Here is a 14,633-nt window from a genome sequence, read left to right on the forward strand (position 1 = left end):
GGGGAATGAATTCCCCCGCACCCCCTTCTTTTTTCTATCCGTTTTCAGGCGGCAGGTGGAGGGGCGCGGGACGCGTGGCAGGGTCCGGCCACCAGCCGGACAGGGTGCGGCGGAACAGGGGGGTGGCGAAGGCGGCCGCCACGGGCAGATGCGCGGGCCAGTCCAGGCGCCAGCGATCGCCCTGCGCCATCGCCACGCAAAGGCCCACCGGCTCCACCCCCGCGCGGCGCAGCAGGGAAAGGCCGGCCAGGGCGGAACTGCCGGTGCTGATCACGTCATCCACCAGCAGCACGCGGCGGCCCGCGAGGCGCGGCAGCAGGCGCGGGTCCAGCCACATCCGCCGCGCATCCGGGCTGGTGGAGGAGGTGGTGGGCACGGACAGCGCCGGGTCATACCACCTCTTGCGGGAATAGCCGGGAGCGACCCAGTTGGGGTGGCCCAGCGCCTCCGCCACCCCGGCGCCGACGACATGGCCCAGCGTCGGCAGGCCCACCACCACCTCCGCCCCCAGCGGCCGCGCCGCCGCGGCCATCCAGCCACAGACCGGCCGCAGCACGGCGAAGCCCGCCTGGTTGGCGATGAAGCCCGTCACTGCGATGGCGCCATAGTCCCGCAAGGGCAGCCGCAGCGCCCGGCCATCCGGCATCAGGGCCGGGTAGCTCTCCTGCCAGGCGGTAGCGGGGTCCGTGGCGGCGGGGGGAGCCTCGAAATCCTGCCAGTATTCCATGCCTCCAGCGCATGCCATGGCGGGCCGCCCGGCGCCAGGGGCAGCAGTCCCCCCCGTGGCGTACCCCCCCCGCCCCGCGCTACATTCGTCTCGCTTGCAGGAGGTTTCATAAACCAATGCTTAATCGCCGTTCGCTGCTGCTGGCTTCGGCCGCGGCCGCCACGCTGCCTGCCGCCCTCAAGGGCGCGGCGGCGCAGACGCCCAGGGATGTCCTGGTCTTCGCCAAGCAGATCGACGACATCATCACCCTCGACCCGCACGAAGCCTTTGAATACACGGCCTCCGAGATCGCGGCGAATGTCTACCAGAAGCTGGTGACCACGCCGAACAGCAACCCGGCCCAGATCACCGGCGAGCTGGCGGAGAAGTGGGAGGTGTCGGACAACAACACCACCTTCACCTTCACCCTGCGGCAGGGGCCGAAATTCGCCTCCGGCCAGCCGGTGACGGCCGAGGACGTGGCCTTCTCCCTCTCCCGCGCCGTGCTGCTGAACAAGGCGCCGGCCTTCATCATCAACCAGTTCGGCTTCACCAAGGAGAATGTGGCCGAGCGCATCCGCGCCACCGATGCGCGGACGGTGGTGCTGAAGACGGCCGAGGCCACCTCGCCCTCCTTCCTGCTCTACTGCCTCTCGGCCGCTGTCGGCTCGGTGGTGGAGAAGGCGGCGGTGATGGCCCGCGCCCAGGGCGATGACCTCGGCAATGGCTGGCTGAAGCAGAATTCCGCCGGCTCCGGCAGCTATGCCGTGCGCCAGTGGAAGGCGAGCGAGAGCGCCATCCTGGAGGCCAACCCGCACGCCGTGCAGGCGCCGCAGGTCAAGCGCATCATCCTGCGCCATGTGGCCGACCCCTCGGCCCAGCTGCTCGGCCTGACCAAGGGCGATTATGACATCGCCCGCAACCTCGGCGCCGACCAGATCAAGCAGCTCCAGGGCAACCCGGCCTATACCGTGCAGTCCGCCCGCAAGGCGAGCCTGCTCTACCTCTCGCTGAACCAGAAGAACCCGAACCTGGCCAGGCCCGAGGTGCGGCAGGCGATCAAGCTGGCCATCGACTATGCCGGCATCCAGAAGGCGATCGTGCCGACGACCTATGCCGTGCAGCAGGCCTTCCTGCCCGCCGGCCTGCCCGGCGCGCTGACCGACACGCCCTTCCAGCACAACATCGCCGAGGCCAAGGCGCTGATGGCCAAGGCCGGGCTGGCCGACGGGTTCGAGGTCTCTTTCGACTATTCCTCGCCCGCGCCCTTCTCCGACATCGCCCAGGCGGTGCAGGCGAACCTCGCCGAGATCGGCATCCGCCTGCGCATGCTGCCGGGCGAGCAGCGCGCCGTCATCACCAAGACGCGCGCCCGCACGCATGACATCGCCATGGTCCGCTGGGGCTCGGATTATTTCGACCCGCACAGCAATGCCGAGGCGTTCAGCATCAACACCGACAACAGCGACACTGCGCGGGCCCGCACCCTCGCCTGGCGCGCCAGCTGGGAGATCCCCGAGCTGTCCGCCCGCACCGTCGCCGCCCTGAAGGAGACCGACCCCGCCCGGCGCTCGGAGATGTATCTCCAGCTCCAGAAGGACCACCAGCAGTCCTCGCCCTTCGTCATGATGCTGCAGGAGATCGAGATCGCCGTCTCCCGCGCCGGGGTGAAGGGCTTCGACATGGGTCCGATGAATGACCGCCACTTCTACACGCACATCACCAAGGCATGATTGAAAACACCTCTCCCCGGGCGGCCGTGCCGTCCGGGGGGCGGGCCCGGCCCTCGGCGGCGCGACTGCGCCTGCAGGCCCTGTCCGCCACCGCGGCCAGTGTGCCCATCACCCTCTTCGGGCTGGCCCTTGTCACCTTCCTGATCGGCCGTGTCGTGCCGATCGATCCCGTGCTCGCCATCGTCGGCGACCGCGCTCCACAGGATGTGGTGGAACGCGCGCGGCTCGAGCTTGGCCTCGACCAGCCGCTCTATGTCCAGTTCTGGCATTTCCTCGGGCAGATCCTGCGCGGCGACCTCGGGCGTTCGGTGATGACATCGAACCCGGTCACCCAGGACATCGCCCGCTTCTTCCCCGCCACCTTCGAGCTGGCGACCTTCGCCATCCTCATCGCCGTGCTGATCGGCGTGCCGCTCGGTGTCTGGGCGGCGACGCGGCAGGGGCGCTGGGTGGACCAGGCGGTCCGCCTGTTCTGCCTCGCCGGGCATTCGCTGCCGGTCTTCGTGCTCGGCCTCGTCTCGCTGCTGCTGTTCTACGCCACGCTCGAGATCGCCCCCGGCCCCGGCCGCCAGGGCCTGTATTTCGAGGGGCTGGTGGATGAGCGCACCGGCATCCTGACGCTGGACGCGCTGCTGGCCGGCGACATGCCGGCCTTCCGCGACGCGCTGTGGCATCTGGCCCAGCCGGCCGGGGTGCTGGCCTTCTTCAGCCTCGCCTATATCGCGCGCATGACGCGCGCCTTCATGCTGGCCGAGCTGAAGAGCGAATATGTCACCGCCGCGCGCGCCAAGGGCCTGTCCGGCCTGCGCATCGTCTGGGGCCATGCCTTCCGCAACACCGCCGTGCCGCTCGTCACCGTGCTGGCCATGACTTATGCCGGCCTGCTCGAGGGCGCGGTGCTGACGGAGACGATCTTCTCCTGGCCGGGGCTCGGCCAGTACCTGACCGTTTCCCTGCTGAATGCCGACATGAACGCGGTGCTCGGCGCCACGCTGGTGGTCGGGCTGATCTATGTCGTGCTGAACCTGCTGGCCGACCTGCTCTACCGCCTGCTCGACCCGAGGGTGAAGTGATGTCCGAGACCTCGACCCGGGCCTGGCTGCTCTCCGACACGCCCGGCTCGCGCGCCCAGGCGCGCTGGGGGCGGCGTTACCAGCTCTGGCTCGCCTTCCGCCGCAACTGGCTGGCGGTGGCGGGGCTGGCCATCGTGCTGCTGATGCTCGCCATGGCGCTGGCCGCGCCGCTGCTGGCCACGCAGGACCCCGGCGTGCAGAACCTCGCCAACCGCCTCGCCCCGCCTTCCGCCGCGCACTGGCTCGGCACGGATGAACTGGGCCGCGACACCTGGTCGCGCCTCGTCCATGGCGGGCGGGTGACGCTTGGCATGGTGGTGGCGGTGGTCATCCTGGTGGCGCCGCTCGGCCTCGTGGTGGGCTGCGTCGCCGGCTATGCCGGGGGCCTGTGGGACCGCGTGCTGATGCGCGTCACCGATGTCTTCCTGGCCTTCCCGCGGCTGATCCTGGCGCTGGCCTTCGTCGCCGCCATGAAGCCGGGGGTGGAGAGCGCCGTCATCGCCATCGCGCTCACCGCCTGGCCGCCCTATGCCCGCCTCGCGCGCGCCGAGACGCTGACCATCCGCAACACCGACTACATCGCCGCCGTGCGGATGACGGGCGCCTCGCCCTGGCGCATCATCTGGAAGCATGTGGCGCCGATGTGCCTGCCCTCGCTGACGGTGCGCGTCACGCTCGACATGTCCTCGATCATCCTGACGGCGGCGGGGCTGGGCTTCCTTGGCCTTGGCGCGCAGCCGCCGATCCCCGAATGGGGCACGATGATCGCGACCGCCCGCCGCTTCATCCTGGAGCAGTGGTGGGTGCCGGTGATTCCCGGCATCGCGATCTTCCTGGCCTCGCTGGCTTTCAACCTGCTGGGCGATGGCCTGCGCGACGTTCTGGACCCCAAGCAGCGATGATTCTTTTTTCTGAAGGTGGGGTCCGGGGTGGCCCTGCCACCCCGGCGGATGGGGTGTGGGGAAGGCGGCGCCTTCCCCACGGCAAGGAGCACATGACATGAGTTCCCTGGTCGAAATCCGTGACCTGCGCGTCGATTTTCCGACACCCTCCGGCTTCAACGCCGCCGTGCGCGGCATCTCCTTCGGTATGGGCCGCGAGAAGCTCGGCATCGTGGGCGAGAGCGGTTCCGGCAAGTCGGTGACCGGCCGCGCCCTGATGCGCCTGCTCCCTTCGGCGGCCCGCGTCCGCGCGCAGGCCCTGCGCTTCGATGGCGTGGATGTGCTGGCCGCGAGCGAGCGGCAGATGCGCGGCCTGCGCGGTGGCCGCATCGGCCTGATCATGCAGGACCCGAAATACTCGCTGAACCCGGTGATGACGGTGGGCCGGCAGATCGCCGAAGCCTGGCTGGCCCACAACAAGGGCGGCCAGCGCGAGGCGCGCGAGGCCGCGCTGACCCTGCTGGAGCAGGTGAAGATCCGCGACCCCAGGCGCGTGCTGGACTCCTACCCGCACGAGATCTCGGGCGGCATGGGCCAGCGCGTGATGATCGCCATGATGCTGGCGCCGAACCCGGACCTGCTGATCGCCGACGAACCGACCAGCGCGCTGGATGCCAGCGTCCAGGCCGAGATCCTGAAGCTGATCGAGGATCTCGTCTCGGCGCGCGGCATGGGGCTGATGCTGATCAGCCACGACCTGCCGCTGGTCAGCCGCTTCTGCGACCGGGTGGTGGTGATGTATTCCGGCCAGGTGATGGAGGAGCTGCCGGCGCGCGACCTGCACCGCGCGCAGCACGCCTATACCCGTGGCCTGCTGGACTGCATGCCGAGCCTCTCCGTCCGGCGCGACCGCCTGCCGACGCTGACCCGCGACCCCGCCTGGCTGGAGCCGCGTTGATGATCGAAGTCGAGAATCTCAACGTCCATTTCGGCGCCAATCATGTGGTGCATGACGTCTCCTTCCGCGTCGCGGCGGGGGAGACCTTCGGGCTGGTGGGGGAGAGCGGCTCGGGCAAGTCCACCGTGCTGCGCACCATCGCCGGGCTGAATGCCGGCTGGGATGGCGGCATGGCGGTGGCCGGCACGCCGCTTGGCCAGAAGCGCGACCGCGCCTTCTTCAAGCGCGTGCAGATGGTGTTCCAGGACCCCTATGGCTCGCTGCACCCGCGCCAGACGGTGGACCGCATCCTCTCCGAGCCGCTGGAGGTGCATGGCATCCCGGATGCGGAGGCGCGCATCACCCGCGCGCTGGAGGAGGTGGCGCTGCCGCGCACCGCGCGCTTCCGCTATCCGCACCAGCTTTCCGGCGGGCAGCGCCAGCGCGTGGCGATCGCCCGCGCGCTGATCGCCGACCCTTCCGTGCTGCTGCTGGACGAGCCGACCAGCGCGCTCGACGTCTCCGTGCAGGCGGAGGTGCTGAACCTGCTGGCCGATCTGCGGCAGGCGCGGCAGCTCACCTGCATCCTGGTCTCGCACAACCTCGCCGTCATCGCGCATCTCTGCGAGCGGCTGGCGGTGATGCAGGGCGGGCGGATCGTCGAGGTGCTGACGGAAGGCCAGCTGCGCGCCGGCGAGGCGGTGCACCCGCATACGCGGGACCTGATCGCCCTCTCGCACGCGCTGGAGGGCTGACGGCGCGGCCGGGGACGCCGCCGCGAAAGGTTAACATCGCGGAAACGTCCCTGGTCTCGAATGCCCCGGCTCTTGGGACGGGGAGATGGGTGGGGTGGACGACGCGCTGACCTGCCTGGTGGTGGATGACAGCCGTGTGGTGCGCAAGGTGGCGCGCCGCATGCTGGAGCGGCATGGCGCCGTGGTGCGGGAGGCGGCGGACGGGCAGGAGGCCCTGGACGCCTGCCGCGCCGAATTGCCGCGCCTTGTCCTGCTGGACTGGAACATGCCGGTGATGGACGGGCTTGAATTCCTCAAGGCCGCGCGGGCCGAATTCGGCCCCGCCGAGCCCATTGTCGTGCTCTGCACCACGGAAAATGATTTCGAGCGCATCCTGATGGCGCTCGGCGCCGGGGCGCAGGAATACATCATGAAGCCGTTCGATGACGGCATCCTGGCCGGCAAGCTGGCCCAGCTCGGCCTGTTGCCCGAGACGGCGGGGTCCCCCTGACCCCCGCATCATCCACCGCCGGAGGCCGGGCATGACCCCCGACAGCTTCGCCACCTTCGCCGCGCTGGTGAGGGCGCGCTCCGGCATGGTGCTGACCCCGGACAAGGACTACATGCTGGAGGGGCGGCTGGGGCCGCTGCTGCGGCGGGAGGGCCTGCCGGGTCTCGACGCGCTGGCGCAGCGCCTGCGCGCCGCCGCGCCGGGGGCCGAGGCCCTGGCGCGCGAGATCGCCGAGGCGCTGACGATCAACGAAAGCAGCTTCTTCCGCGACGGCAAGCCCTTCGACCATCTGCGCCGCCTGCTGCCGCAGCTGCGCGCGGCGCGGCCGGCGGGGCAGCGGCTGCGGCTGTGGTCGGCGGCCTGCTCGACCGGGCAGGAGGCCTATTCCATCGCCATGCTGCTGCGCGAGCAGGGGCTGGAGGGGGAGATCCTGGGCACCGACCTGTCGCGCGAGGTGCTGGAGCGCGCGCGGGAGGGGGTGTTCACCCAGTTCGAGGTACAGCGCGGCCTGCCGGTGCAGATGCTGGTGAGGTATTTCCGGCAGGAGGGCGGCAAGTGGCGCATCCTGCCCGAGCTGCGCGCCATGGCGCGCTTCGAGGAGGCGAACCTGCTGGAGCCGCAGCGGGGGCTTGGCCTGTTCGACGTGATCTTCTGCCGCAATGTGCTGATCTATTTCGACCCGCCGACCAAGGAGCATGTCCTGGCCCTGCTGGCGCGCCACCTCGCGCCCGATGGCGTGCTGTTCCTGGGGGGCGCGGAGACGGTGCTGGGCCTGTCCTCCCCCTGGGTGCCGATGGCGGGGGAGAGGGGGGCTTTCGTGCTGTCGCCGCAGGAGGCGGCGCTGGCTTTTTAACTTTTCTTTTAGATTAGCCCCAAAAATGCCCAAAGAATTATAAACGAAAAACTAATAGAGATTTTTGGGTTGTCTATCTAAAAAATAACACTCTCCTGGCTCGTCTCGCGCTATCGTGCGGCAGCCGCCCCTCAACCGGCGGGCGGCCCCGGCGATTTTTCATGGCATGAGCGACATGACCTCCCTCCCCAGCCTCGGCCGTCGCTGCCGGCGCGGCCTGATCCGGACACAGCTCCTGGTCCTGCTGCTGCTCTCGGCGAGTTCCGGCTACCTGGCCCAGCAGCTGGGCGACCAGGCGGACCGCCTGGCCGCCGCCTACCAGGACATCGCCGAGGATCCCCCGGAGCGCTGACGGCGCATCCTGCCGCCTGCCGCCCCGGCTTCAACAGAAGCTGCGGCGCGGGGCGGTCCAGCATGGGCGCCTGTCTTTACGCCCATGGAGCATCACATGGCCCTGCTGCAGACCATCCTCCCCAACCCGGACGCCGAGCCGGCGCTGTCGAAGCCGGTGGCGGAGCGCCTCATCTCGGGCGACCCCAGCTTCAGGACCTGGCTGCAGGACAGCTCGAAGGATGGCCGGATCCGCACCGGGGTGTGGGAAGCGACGCCGGGCGAGACCCTGTCCATCAAGGGCGAGGGGTTCGAGTTCTGCCATATCCTGGAAGGCGTCATTGAGCTGGTCGAGGAAGGCCAGGCGCCGGTCCGCTACAAGGCGGGGGACAGCTTCGTGATGAAGCCCGGCTATCGCGGCGTGTGGCGCACGCTGGAGACGGTGCGGAAGATCTATGTCGCGGTGAGCTGAAGGGGGCGGCCGGAGGGCCGCGGGGCGGTTCTGTTGGCGTGGCGGCAGAACCGCCTTCCTGTGGGCACGCGCCCCCCTTCCGCTGTGCCTCCAGGCCGGATAGGGCTTGCCGGATGCGCAACCTTTCCGCGATTCTCCCGCCATGAACCGCTTGCCGCCGCTGCCGCCGCATCTGCGCCCCTGGGCGATCCTGGCCTTTGGCATCCTGGGTGGCCTCGGGGCCTGCGGGCTGACCGAGGCGCAATGGAACCGCATGGGGCGCGAGGTGGCCGGCCCCGCCCCGCGCACCGAGCGCGCCGAGCGGACGGCGGCGCCCGGCCAGAGCTTTTCCGGCACGCCGCGCGTGATCGATGGCGACACGATGGATGTTGCGGGCATCCGCGTGCGGATGCAGGGCATCGACGCCTTCGAGCATGACCAGCAATGCCCGAGCCCGCAGGGCGGGCGCTTCGCCTGCGGGCTGGAGGCGCGCAACCGGCTGACCGCGCTGATCGGCGGGCGGGAGGTCGTCTGCACGCCGGATGGCAGCCTGACGCATGGCCGCACCGTGGCCAGCTGCACGGTCCAGCAAGGCGGCCAGCAAGGCGGCCAGCAGGGCGGGCAGTTGGTGGACCTCAATGCCGAGATGGTGCGCTCCGGCCTGGCCTTCGACTGCACGCGCTATTCCAAGGGCCGCTACCGGGACGAGGAGGCGGAGGCCAAGGCCGCCGGGGCCGGCGCCTGGGCGGCGGGGTCACGCTTCACCTTTCCCTGGTCACACCGCGACCGCGCGGGGGCCTGCGGGCGCTGATGGCGCGCCGGCCCTGGCTGCGGCGGCTTGGCCTCGCGCTGCTGCTGGGCCCGGCGCTGCTGATCCTGGCCTTTCGCTCCCTGCCCGTGCCGGTGACGCCGCTGATGCTGCTGCGCGCCGCGCAGGGCCACCCGATCCGGCAGGAATGGGTGGCTTACGAGGCGATCGCCTCCGCCCTGCCGCGCGCGGTCATCGCCTCGGAGGATAACCGCTTCTGCGCGCAGATGCTGGGCTTCGACTTTCCCGCCCTGGTGGGGGAGGTGCGGGCGCTGTTTCACGGGGAACGCCCGCGCGGCGCCAGCACGCTGACGATGCAGGTGGCCAAGAATCTCTTCCTGTGGCCGGGGCGGGACCCGCTGCGCAAGCTGCTGGAAGCCTGGCTGACGCCGCAGCTCGCCCTGCTCTGGCCGCGGCGGCGGGTGCTGGAGGTCTATCTGAACATCGTCGAGTTCGGCCCCGGCCTCTATGGCGCGGAGGCGGCGGCGCGGGCTTTCTTCGGCACGGGCGCGGCAGAGCTGACGGAACAGCAGGCGGCGCAGCTGGCCGTGGTGCTGCCGCTGCCGCTGGAATGGTCCGCCGCCGAGCCCGGCCCCTGGCTGCGCGAGCGCGCGGCGCTGATCCGCCGCCGGGTAGGGCAGCTTGGCCCCTGGCTGGACTGCGTGGGGTGAAGGCCCCGGGCCTTCAGGCCGGGGGCGCGGTCAGGCGGGCCGGGCCGCCACCAGCAGCGGGCGGGCGGGCCGGCAGAGGCGCAGCAGCGGCTTTTCCAGCGTGTGGTAGAGCAGCAGGGCGAGGGCGGTGATGGCCACGGCCAGCAGGCCGAGCAGCGCCCAGCCCGGCAGGATCTCCGGCAGATGCGCCATCCGCGCCAGCCGGGCGAGCAGGCTGTAGGCTGAGAGGTGGGTCAGGTAGAGGGTATAGGATGCCTCGCCGAGGCAGCGCAGGGGGGTGGGCACGCGGAGCCGCCCGGCCTGCTCGGCGGTGGCGAGGCCGGCGATGATGAGCCCGCTGCCCAGCCCATAGGCCAGGATATGGGCCTGGGGCGTGAAGCCTGCCTGGGCCGTGTCCAGCACGGCGGAAAGGCCGAAGAGCAGCGCGCCGCCGAGCGCCACGGGCAGGGGGCGGGCCACGGCGCCGTGGCGCACCGCCAGGGCGGCGATGGCGCCGATGAGGAATTCCACGTGGCGGAGGTCGAAGAGGAAATCGGCCAGCCAGCCCTGCCCCGCGGGCACCGCCAGCGAGGCCGCCACCCAGCCGAGGCCGGCCGCCAGCCCCGCGCGCGGCCAGAGGATGGCCAGGGCGAAGAGCAGGTAGAAGAGCATCTCGTGGCTCAGGGTCCAGGCGATGCTGAGGAGGGGCGGCTGGCCGGGCAGCAGCAGCAGGGAGGAGACGAGGCGATACGGGTCCAGCTCCTGGCCGGTGGCGAGGAAGATGCCCGCATAGGCGAGGGTGATGGCCCAGTAGGGCGGGTAGATGCGCGCGAGGCGCCGCCGCAGATAGGACAGTACCTGCCAGGGCCGCCCGAGATCGGCCCGGTGGACGTGCAGGATGATGAAGCCGCTGAGGACGAAGAACATGTCGAGGCCGCTATAGCCGGCGGCGAAGGCGTCCCCGGCCGGCCTTTGTCCGAACATGTTCTGGAAGGCATCGCCGCTGATGTGGAACAGCATGACGGCGATGGCAGCCAGGCCGCGCAGAGCGTCCAGCGTGTGCAGGTGGCCGCTGGAGACGGGCTGTGGCATGGCGCGGGCATCCTGTCAGGGCAGGCGCTAGGTTTGCATTAAAATGCTGCCGCTTTCCCGGAGATTTTTCCCGGTGCTTTGTCCGGCTTCCTCGCGGGTGCGGTGTGCGCTGTCTCCTTTGCGGGCTGGCCTTGCCCGCCATGCCAGGGGAGGGGATGCGGCGCCACCCGCCGCAGCCTTGCCCGCCGTGCCGGGAGATGGCGGCAGCCTGAAAAAGAGTCCCGCCGTGCCGGGAGACGGCGGCAGCCTGACAAAAAAAATCAGAAGTGGGGGCGGGCGAGGCCGCTGGCCAGGGCGGCTTCGGCGCGGCGCAGATCGACCGGGGTGGAGAGGTGGAACCACGCCCCGTCATGCACCAGGCCGTAGAGGCGTTCCGCCTCGATGGCGCGCTGCCACAGCGTCATCATGCCGAAGGGGCCGCTGGGCGCGTTCTCGAACAGGCGGGGATGGACGATCTGCACCCCGGCATAGACATAGGGGGCGATCTCCCGCTCCCTCGGGCGGCGGGCATGGCCCACCGGGTCCAGCAGGAAATCGCCGCGCCCGACCTCGCCATCCACCAGGGCGGAGCGCACCAGCAGCAGCAGCGCGTCCATCTTCCCGGCGTCGAAGCGCTCGGCCAGCCGCTCCAGCGTCGGGCGCGGGCCGTCGAGCCAGAAGGCATCGCCATTGGCGACCAGGAAGGGGGCGTCCCCCAGATGCGGCAGGGCATCGCGCACGCCGCCGCCCGTCTCCTGCACCGGCTCCTCGCGCAGCACGCGGGGCGGGTTGGCGCGGGCGGCGCAGGCATCCTCCACCTGCTCCGGGAACCAGTGGGCGTTCACCACGAGGCTGGCGATGCCGGCGGCCTCGATGCGGTCGAGCGCGTGGTCCAGCAGCGTCCGCCCCGCCAGGCGCAGCAGCGGCTTGGGCCGCTCCTCGGTGAGCGGGCGCATGCGGGTGCCGAGGCCGGCGGCGAGGACCATGGCGGAGGAGAGGGTGATCACGCGGCGAAATCCTTGGTCAGGCCGTCGGGGTTGCGCCGCAGGGCGGCCGGCACATGGTGGTCGAGGAAGGCGGCCAGCGGCGCGCAGGCGGGGTGGCGCAGCGCGCGCGCCAGCAGCGCCCAGCAGCGCGGGCCGTGGATCAGGTAGCCCGGCTTGCCATCCCGCCGCGCCAGCCGCACCCAGAGCGCGGCCACGCGCAGGTGGCGCTGTGCCGCCATCACGGCGAAGGCGGCCAGCAGTTCTTCCTCCCGCAGCCCGGGCCGGAGGGCGAGGTAGCGCGCCAGCGCCGCCTCCCGCACCGCGGGGGCGACATCGCGCCGCGCATCCTCCAGCAGGCTGACGAGATCATAGGCCGGATGCCCGAGTCCGGCATCCTGGAAGTCGATGATGCCGGTACGCCGCGCGCCGTCGCGCTCCGGCAGGCGGATCAGGTTGGCCGGGAAATAGTCACGGTGGACGAGGCAGCCCGCGCCGGTGAAGGGCGCCAGCATGGCGGCCATCGCGGCCATGAATTCGGCGCGCTGCGCCTCGCTGGCGGGGGCGCCGAGGGCGGCGGGCCACCACCAGTCGAGGAAGGTGGCGGCGGCGGTGGCGGCCATGCGCGCACCCTCCCAGCCGGGCAGGCCGGGGGGAGGGGGGGCGGCGTGCAGCGCGGCCAGGGCCTCGACGGCCTCCAGGTAGAGCGGCAGCGGCTCGGCGCCCGCATCAAGCAGCGCGGTGTGGGTGGCGGGGCCGAGATCCTCGACCAGCGCCAGCCCCTCCGGCACCGCCTCGGCCAGGATCTCCGGGGCGGAGAGGCCCGCCCCCTGGATGTGGCGGGCGAGGCGGAGGAAGGGGATGATGTCCTCCTCCGGCGTCAGACCCACAAGCGGCGCGGCGGTGCAGTCCATCAGCAGGGCCGGGCGCGGGCCGCCCTCCAGCCTCGTGTAGCGGCGGTGGCCGGCATCCTGCGGCAAAGGGTGCCGGGTGGCGCCGGCATAGCCATGGGCGGAGAGGAAATCGTCAGCGGGCATCATGCTGGAGGCAGGAGGTGACGCAGCCGGCGCGTCTTGCCAAGCGGAGAATCAGGGGGCTCCGCCCCCTGGCCCCCGCCGGGGTGGCAGGGCCACCCCCAAACTTCCCTTGGGGGACCCCGCCTTCAGTCAGCCACAAAAAGCCGCTGCAGGCGGCCGGGCCAGCCGGTCAGGGTGGCGTGGCGGGCTTCGCCCTCCGGGCGCAGGGTGATGTGGAGGGCATCGGGCGGGGTCAGCCAGTCCAGGCGGTCCGGCCATTCGACCAGGACGATGCCGTCGCGCGCCTCCTCCCAGCCCAGCTCCTCCAGCTCGTCGGGGCCGGAGAGGCGGTAGAGGTCGTAATGGCTGGCCGGGCCCTGGGGGAGGTCGTAGCCCTGCACCAGGGTGAAGCTGGGGGAGGGGACCTCCAGGGCCGGGTCGCCGGCGGCGGCGCGCAGGAAGGCGCGGCAGAAGGCGGATTTTCCGGCGCCCAGCGGGCCCTCCAGCAGCAGGGCGTCGCCCGGGCGGGCGAGCGCCGCGGCGCGCGCCGCCAGCGCCTCGGTGGCGGCCAGGTCGGGGAGGAGGAGGTGCAGCGTCTCGGGCATCGCGGCGCGCAATCTGCCGGCCTGCCAGGCCTTCCACAAGCACCCGCCATCGCCGGGCTTTGCCGCCGCGCGCCAAAGCCTTTATGCACCGCCTCCAGACACGGAGGTTCATGCACCCATGCCCGATCACTCGCCCGCCCCCCATGCCGTGGTCGAGGCCGATGTCGCCGTCATCGGCGCCGGCCCGACCGGGCTGTTCGCGGTGTTCGAATGCGGGATGCTGCGGATGAAATGCGTGGTGATCGACACGCTGGAGGCGATCGGCGGCCAGTGCGCCGCGCTCTATCCGGAGAAGCCGATCTACGACATCCCCGCCCACCCGGCCATCGCCGGGGCGGAGCTGATCGCCCGGCTGGAGGAGCAGGCGGCGCCCTTCGCCCCCGTCTATCTGCTCGGCCGCCGGGTGGAGGCGCTGGCGGAGCGGCCGGAGGGCGGCTTCACCCTGCGCACCAGCCAGGGCGAGGAGGTGCGGGCCAGGGCGGTGATCGTCGCGGCCGGGGCGGGCGCCTTCGGCCCCAACCGCCCGCCGCTGAACGACCTGCCGGCCTTCGAGGCGACGGGGGCGGTGCGCTACATGGTCTCCCGCCGCGAGGAGCTGCGCGGCAAGCGGGTGGTGATCGCCGGCGGTGGCGACTCGGCGGTGGACTGGGCGCTGAGCCTGAAGGACGTGGCGGCGAAGGTGACGGTGGTGCATCGCCGCCCGAAATTCCGCGCCGCCCCGGAGAGCGTGGCCCAGATGGAGGCCGCCGCCGCGCGCGGCGAGATCGAGCTGGCCATCCCCTACCAGCTGCACGGCCTGCGCGGCACCGATGGCGCGCTGGAGTCGGTCGTGCTGGCCACGCTGAAGGGCGAGGAAAAGGAAGTCCCCGCCGACCATCTCCTGGCCTTCTTCGGCCTGTCGATGGAGCTTGGCCCGATCGCGGAATGGGGCCTGGGGCTGGAGCGCAGCCATATCGCGGTGGACCCCGCCACCTGCATGACGAACATTGCGGGGGTGCATGCCGTGGGGGACATCGCGACCTATCCTGGCAAGCTGAAGCTGATCCTCCAGGGCTTTTCCGAGGCCGCGATGGCCGCGCATGCCATCCACCCGCGCGTCTTCCCGGGCGAGGCCCTGCATTTCGAGTACAGCACGTCGAAGGGTGTGCCCCTGAGCTGAGGGCCTGAACTGAGGGAAGGTCCAGGAAACTCAGTTTCCTGGCGGGGGAGGTGTGGGGGGGGGGGGGCCCCCCCCCCCGGTCACGAAGGGAGTATCCTATGCCGGAAGGGCCGCTGTTGATTGGCACCAAGT

17 protein-coding genes are annotated in these 14,633 nt (G+C 71.1%); 12 read left to right on the forward strand and 5 right to left on the reverse strand.

Translation table 11 applies throughout. The annotated features are described in order from the left end of the window. Positions 1–34: 34 nt before the first annotated feature. Positions 35–727, reverse strand: coding sequence for a phosphoribosyltransferase (locus tag NON00_RS15055; RefSeq protein ID WP_256022472.1), 693 nt, complete (start codon positions 725–727; stop codon positions 35–37). Between the two features lie 116 nt (positions 728–843). Here NON00_RS15055 and NON00_RS15060 point away from each other — a divergent pair, with 116 nt between their 5' ends. The 11 genes from NON00_RS15060 to mtgA all read left to right on the forward strand — a co-directional run bounded on the left by NON00_RS15060 (position 844) and on the right by mtgA (position 9,688). Beyond that, positions 844–2,439 (forward strand): ABC transporter substrate-binding protein, encoded by a 1,596-nt coding sequence (locus NON00_RS15060; RefSeq protein WP_256022473.1) that lies wholly within the window; start codon positions 844–846, stop codon positions 2,437–2,439. After that, complete coding sequence (locus NON00_RS15065; protein ID WP_305123366.1) at positions 2,436–3,512, forward strand: ABC transporter permease; 1,077 nt, start codon at positions 2,436–2,438, stop codon at positions 3,510–3,512. Before NON00_RS15060 ends, NON00_RS15065 begins: the two co-directional genes overlap by 4 nt. Beyond that, positions 3,512–4,414 (forward strand): ABC transporter permease, encoded by a 903-nt coding sequence (locus NON00_RS15070; protein WP_256022475.1) that lies wholly within the window; start codon positions 3,512–3,514, stop codon positions 4,412–4,414. Before NON00_RS15065 ends, NON00_RS15070 begins: the two co-directional genes overlap by 1 nt. A gap of 97 nt (positions 4,415–4,511) precedes the next feature. Continuing rightward, positions 4,512–5,351 (forward strand): ABC transporter ATP-binding protein, encoded by an 840-nt coding sequence (locus tag NON00_RS15075; protein ID WP_256022476.1) that lies wholly within the window; start codon positions 4,512–4,514, stop codon positions 5,349–5,351. Beyond that, positions 5,351–6,085: an ABC transporter ATP-binding protein gene (locus NON00_RS15080; protein ID WP_256022477.1), complete on the forward strand. Its 735-nt coding sequence runs from the start codon at positions 5,351–5,353 to the stop codon at positions 6,083–6,085. Before NON00_RS15075 ends, NON00_RS15080 begins: the two co-directional genes overlap by 1 nt. An 85-nt stretch (positions 6,086–6,170) precedes the next feature. Beyond that, positions 6,171–6,575: a response regulator gene (locus NON00_RS15085; RefSeq protein ID WP_256022478.1), complete on the forward strand. Its 405-nt coding sequence runs from the start codon at positions 6,171–6,173 to the stop codon at positions 6,573–6,575. A gap of 31 nt (positions 6,576–6,606) precedes the next feature. Next, positions 6,607–7,428: a protein-glutamate O-methyltransferase CheR gene (locus tag NON00_RS15090; protein WP_256022479.1), complete on the forward strand. Its 822-nt coding sequence runs from the start codon at positions 6,607–6,609 to the stop codon at positions 7,426–7,428. A gap of 166 nt (positions 7,429–7,594) precedes the next feature. After that, on the forward strand, positions 7,595–7,780 hold the full coding sequence (locus tag NON00_RS15095) for a hypothetical protein (RefSeq protein ID WP_256022480.1): 186 nt from the start codon (positions 7,595–7,597) through the stop codon (positions 7,778–7,780). Positions 7,781–7,876: 96 nt separating this feature from the next. After that, on the forward strand, positions 7,877–8,230 hold the full coding sequence (locus tag NON00_RS15100; protein WP_256022481.1) for a cupin domain-containing protein: 354 nt from the start codon (positions 7,877–7,879) through the stop codon (positions 8,228–8,230). Between the two features lie 142 nt (positions 8,231–8,372). Continuing rightward, complete coding sequence (locus NON00_RS15105) at positions 8,373–9,020, forward strand: thermonuclease family protein (protein ID WP_256022482.1); 648 nt, start codon at positions 8,373–8,375, stop codon at positions 9,018–9,020. Further along, entirely contained in the window at positions 9,020–9,688 is a 669-nt protein-coding gene (gene mtgA / locus NON00_RS15110) for a monofunctional biosynthetic peptidoglycan transglycosylase (RefSeq protein WP_256022483.1), read from the forward strand. The genes NON00_RS15105 and mtgA overlap by 1 nt, the downstream gene beginning before the upstream one ends. A 30-nt stretch (positions 9,689–9,718) precedes the next feature. On the opposite strand, the gene NON00_RS15115 is transcribed toward mtgA, so the two are convergent. The 4 genes from NON00_RS15115 to tsaE all read right to left on the reverse strand — a co-directional run bounded on the left by NON00_RS15115 (position 9,719) and on the right by tsaE (position 13,342). Beyond that, positions 9,719–10,759, reverse strand: a complete 1,041-nt coding sequence (locus tag NON00_RS15115; protein ID WP_256022484.1) for an acyltransferase — start codon at positions 10,757–10,759, stop codon at positions 9,719–9,721. A gap of 260 nt (positions 10,760–11,019) precedes the next feature. Next, positions 11,020–11,745: a nucleotidyltransferase family protein gene (locus tag NON00_RS15120; RefSeq protein WP_256022485.1), complete on the reverse strand. Its 726-nt coding sequence runs from the start codon at positions 11,743–11,745 to the stop codon at positions 11,020–11,022. Continuing rightward, a complete protein-coding gene (locus NON00_RS15125) occupies positions 11,742–12,761 on the reverse strand; it encodes an aminoglycoside phosphotransferase family protein (protein WP_256022486.1) in 1,020 nt (339 codons plus the stop codon). The genes NON00_RS15120 and NON00_RS15125 overlap by 4 nt, the downstream gene beginning before the upstream one ends. Positions 12,762–12,883: 122 nt before the next feature. Further along, a complete protein-coding gene (tsaE, locus tag NON00_RS15130) occupies positions 12,884–13,342 on the reverse strand; it encodes a tRNA (adenosine(37)-N6)-threonylcarbamoyltransferase complex ATPase subunit type 1 TsaE (protein ID WP_256022487.1) in 459 nt (152 codons plus the stop codon). A 118-nt stretch (positions 13,343–13,460) separates the two neighbouring features. Here tsaE and NON00_RS15135 point away from each other — a divergent pair, with 118 nt between their 5' ends. Next, the gene (locus NON00_RS15135; RefSeq protein ID WP_256022488.1) at positions 13,461–14,501 is read left to right on the forward strand and encodes an NAD(P)/FAD-dependent oxidoreductase; all 1,041 of its coding nucleotides are present in this window, start codon (positions 13,461–13,463) and stop codon (positions 14,499–14,501) included. Positions 14,502–14,633: the final 132 nt, after the last annotated feature.

The organism is Roseomonas sp. GC11, from assembly GCF_024437745.1.
In the GTDB taxonomy this organism is placed as follows: Bacteria; Pseudomonadota; Alphaproteobacteria; order Acetobacterales; family Acetobacteraceae; genus Pseudoroseomonas.

Coding starts and splice junctions, on each gene's coding strand:
- NON00_RS15085 (WP_256022478.1), top strand. CDS start 6,171: ATGGGTGGGGTGGACGACGCGCTGACCTGCCTGGTGGTGGATGACAGC.
- NON00_RS15065 (WP_305123366.1), top strand. CDS start 2,436: ATGATTGAAAACACCTCTCCCCGGGCGGCCGTGCCGTCCGGGGGGCGG.
- NON00_RS15055 (WP_256022472.1), bottom strand. CDS start 727: ATGGAATACTGGCAGGATTTCGAGGCTCCCCCCGCCGCCACGGACCCC.
- NON00_RS15105 (WP_256022482.1), top strand. CDS start 8,373: ATGAACCGCTTGCCGCCGCTGCCGCCGCATCTGCGCCCCTGGGCGATC.
- NON00_RS15135 (WP_256022488.1), top strand. CDS start 13,461: ATGCCCGATCACTCGCCCGCCCCCCATGCCGTGGTCGAGGCCGATGTC.
- mtgA (WP_256022483.1), top strand. CDS start 9,020: ATGGCGCGCCGGCCCTGGCTGCGGCGGCTTGGCCTCGCGCTGCTGCTG.
- NON00_RS15080 (WP_256022477.1), top strand. CDS start 5,351: ATGATCGAAGTCGAGAATCTCAACGTCCATTTCGGCGCCAATCATGTG.
- NON00_RS15115 (WP_256022484.1), bottom strand. CDS start 10,759: ATGCCACAGCCCGTCTCCAGCGGCCACCTGCACACGCTGGACGCTCTG.
- tsaE (WP_256022487.1), bottom strand. CDS start 13,342: ATGCCCGAGACGCTGCACCTCCTCCTCCCCGACCTGGCCGCCACCGAG.
- NON00_RS15090 (WP_256022479.1), top strand. CDS start 6,607: ATGACCCCCGACAGCTTCGCCACCTTCGCCGCGCTGGTGAGGGCGCGC.
- NON00_RS15100 (WP_256022481.1), top strand. CDS start 7,877: ATGGCCCTGCTGCAGACCATCCTCCCCAACCCGGACGCCGAGCCGGCG.
- NON00_RS15060 (WP_256022473.1), top strand. CDS start 844: ATGCTTAATCGCCGTTCGCTGCTGCTGGCTTCGGCCGCGGCCGCCACG.
- NON00_RS15095 (WP_256022480.1), top strand. CDS start 7,595: ATGAGCGACATGACCTCCCTCCCCAGCCTCGGCCGTCGCTGCCGGCGC.
- NON00_RS15075 (WP_256022476.1), top strand. CDS start 4,512: ATGAGTTCCCTGGTCGAAATCCGTGACCTGCGCGTCGATTTTCCGACA.
- NON00_RS15125 (WP_256022486.1), bottom strand. CDS start 12,761: ATGATGCCCGCTGACGATTTCCTCTCCGCCCATGGCTATGCCGGCGCC.
- NON00_RS15070 (WP_256022475.1), top strand. CDS start 3,512: ATGTCCGAGACCTCGACCCGGGCCTGGCTGCTCTCCGACACGCCCGGC.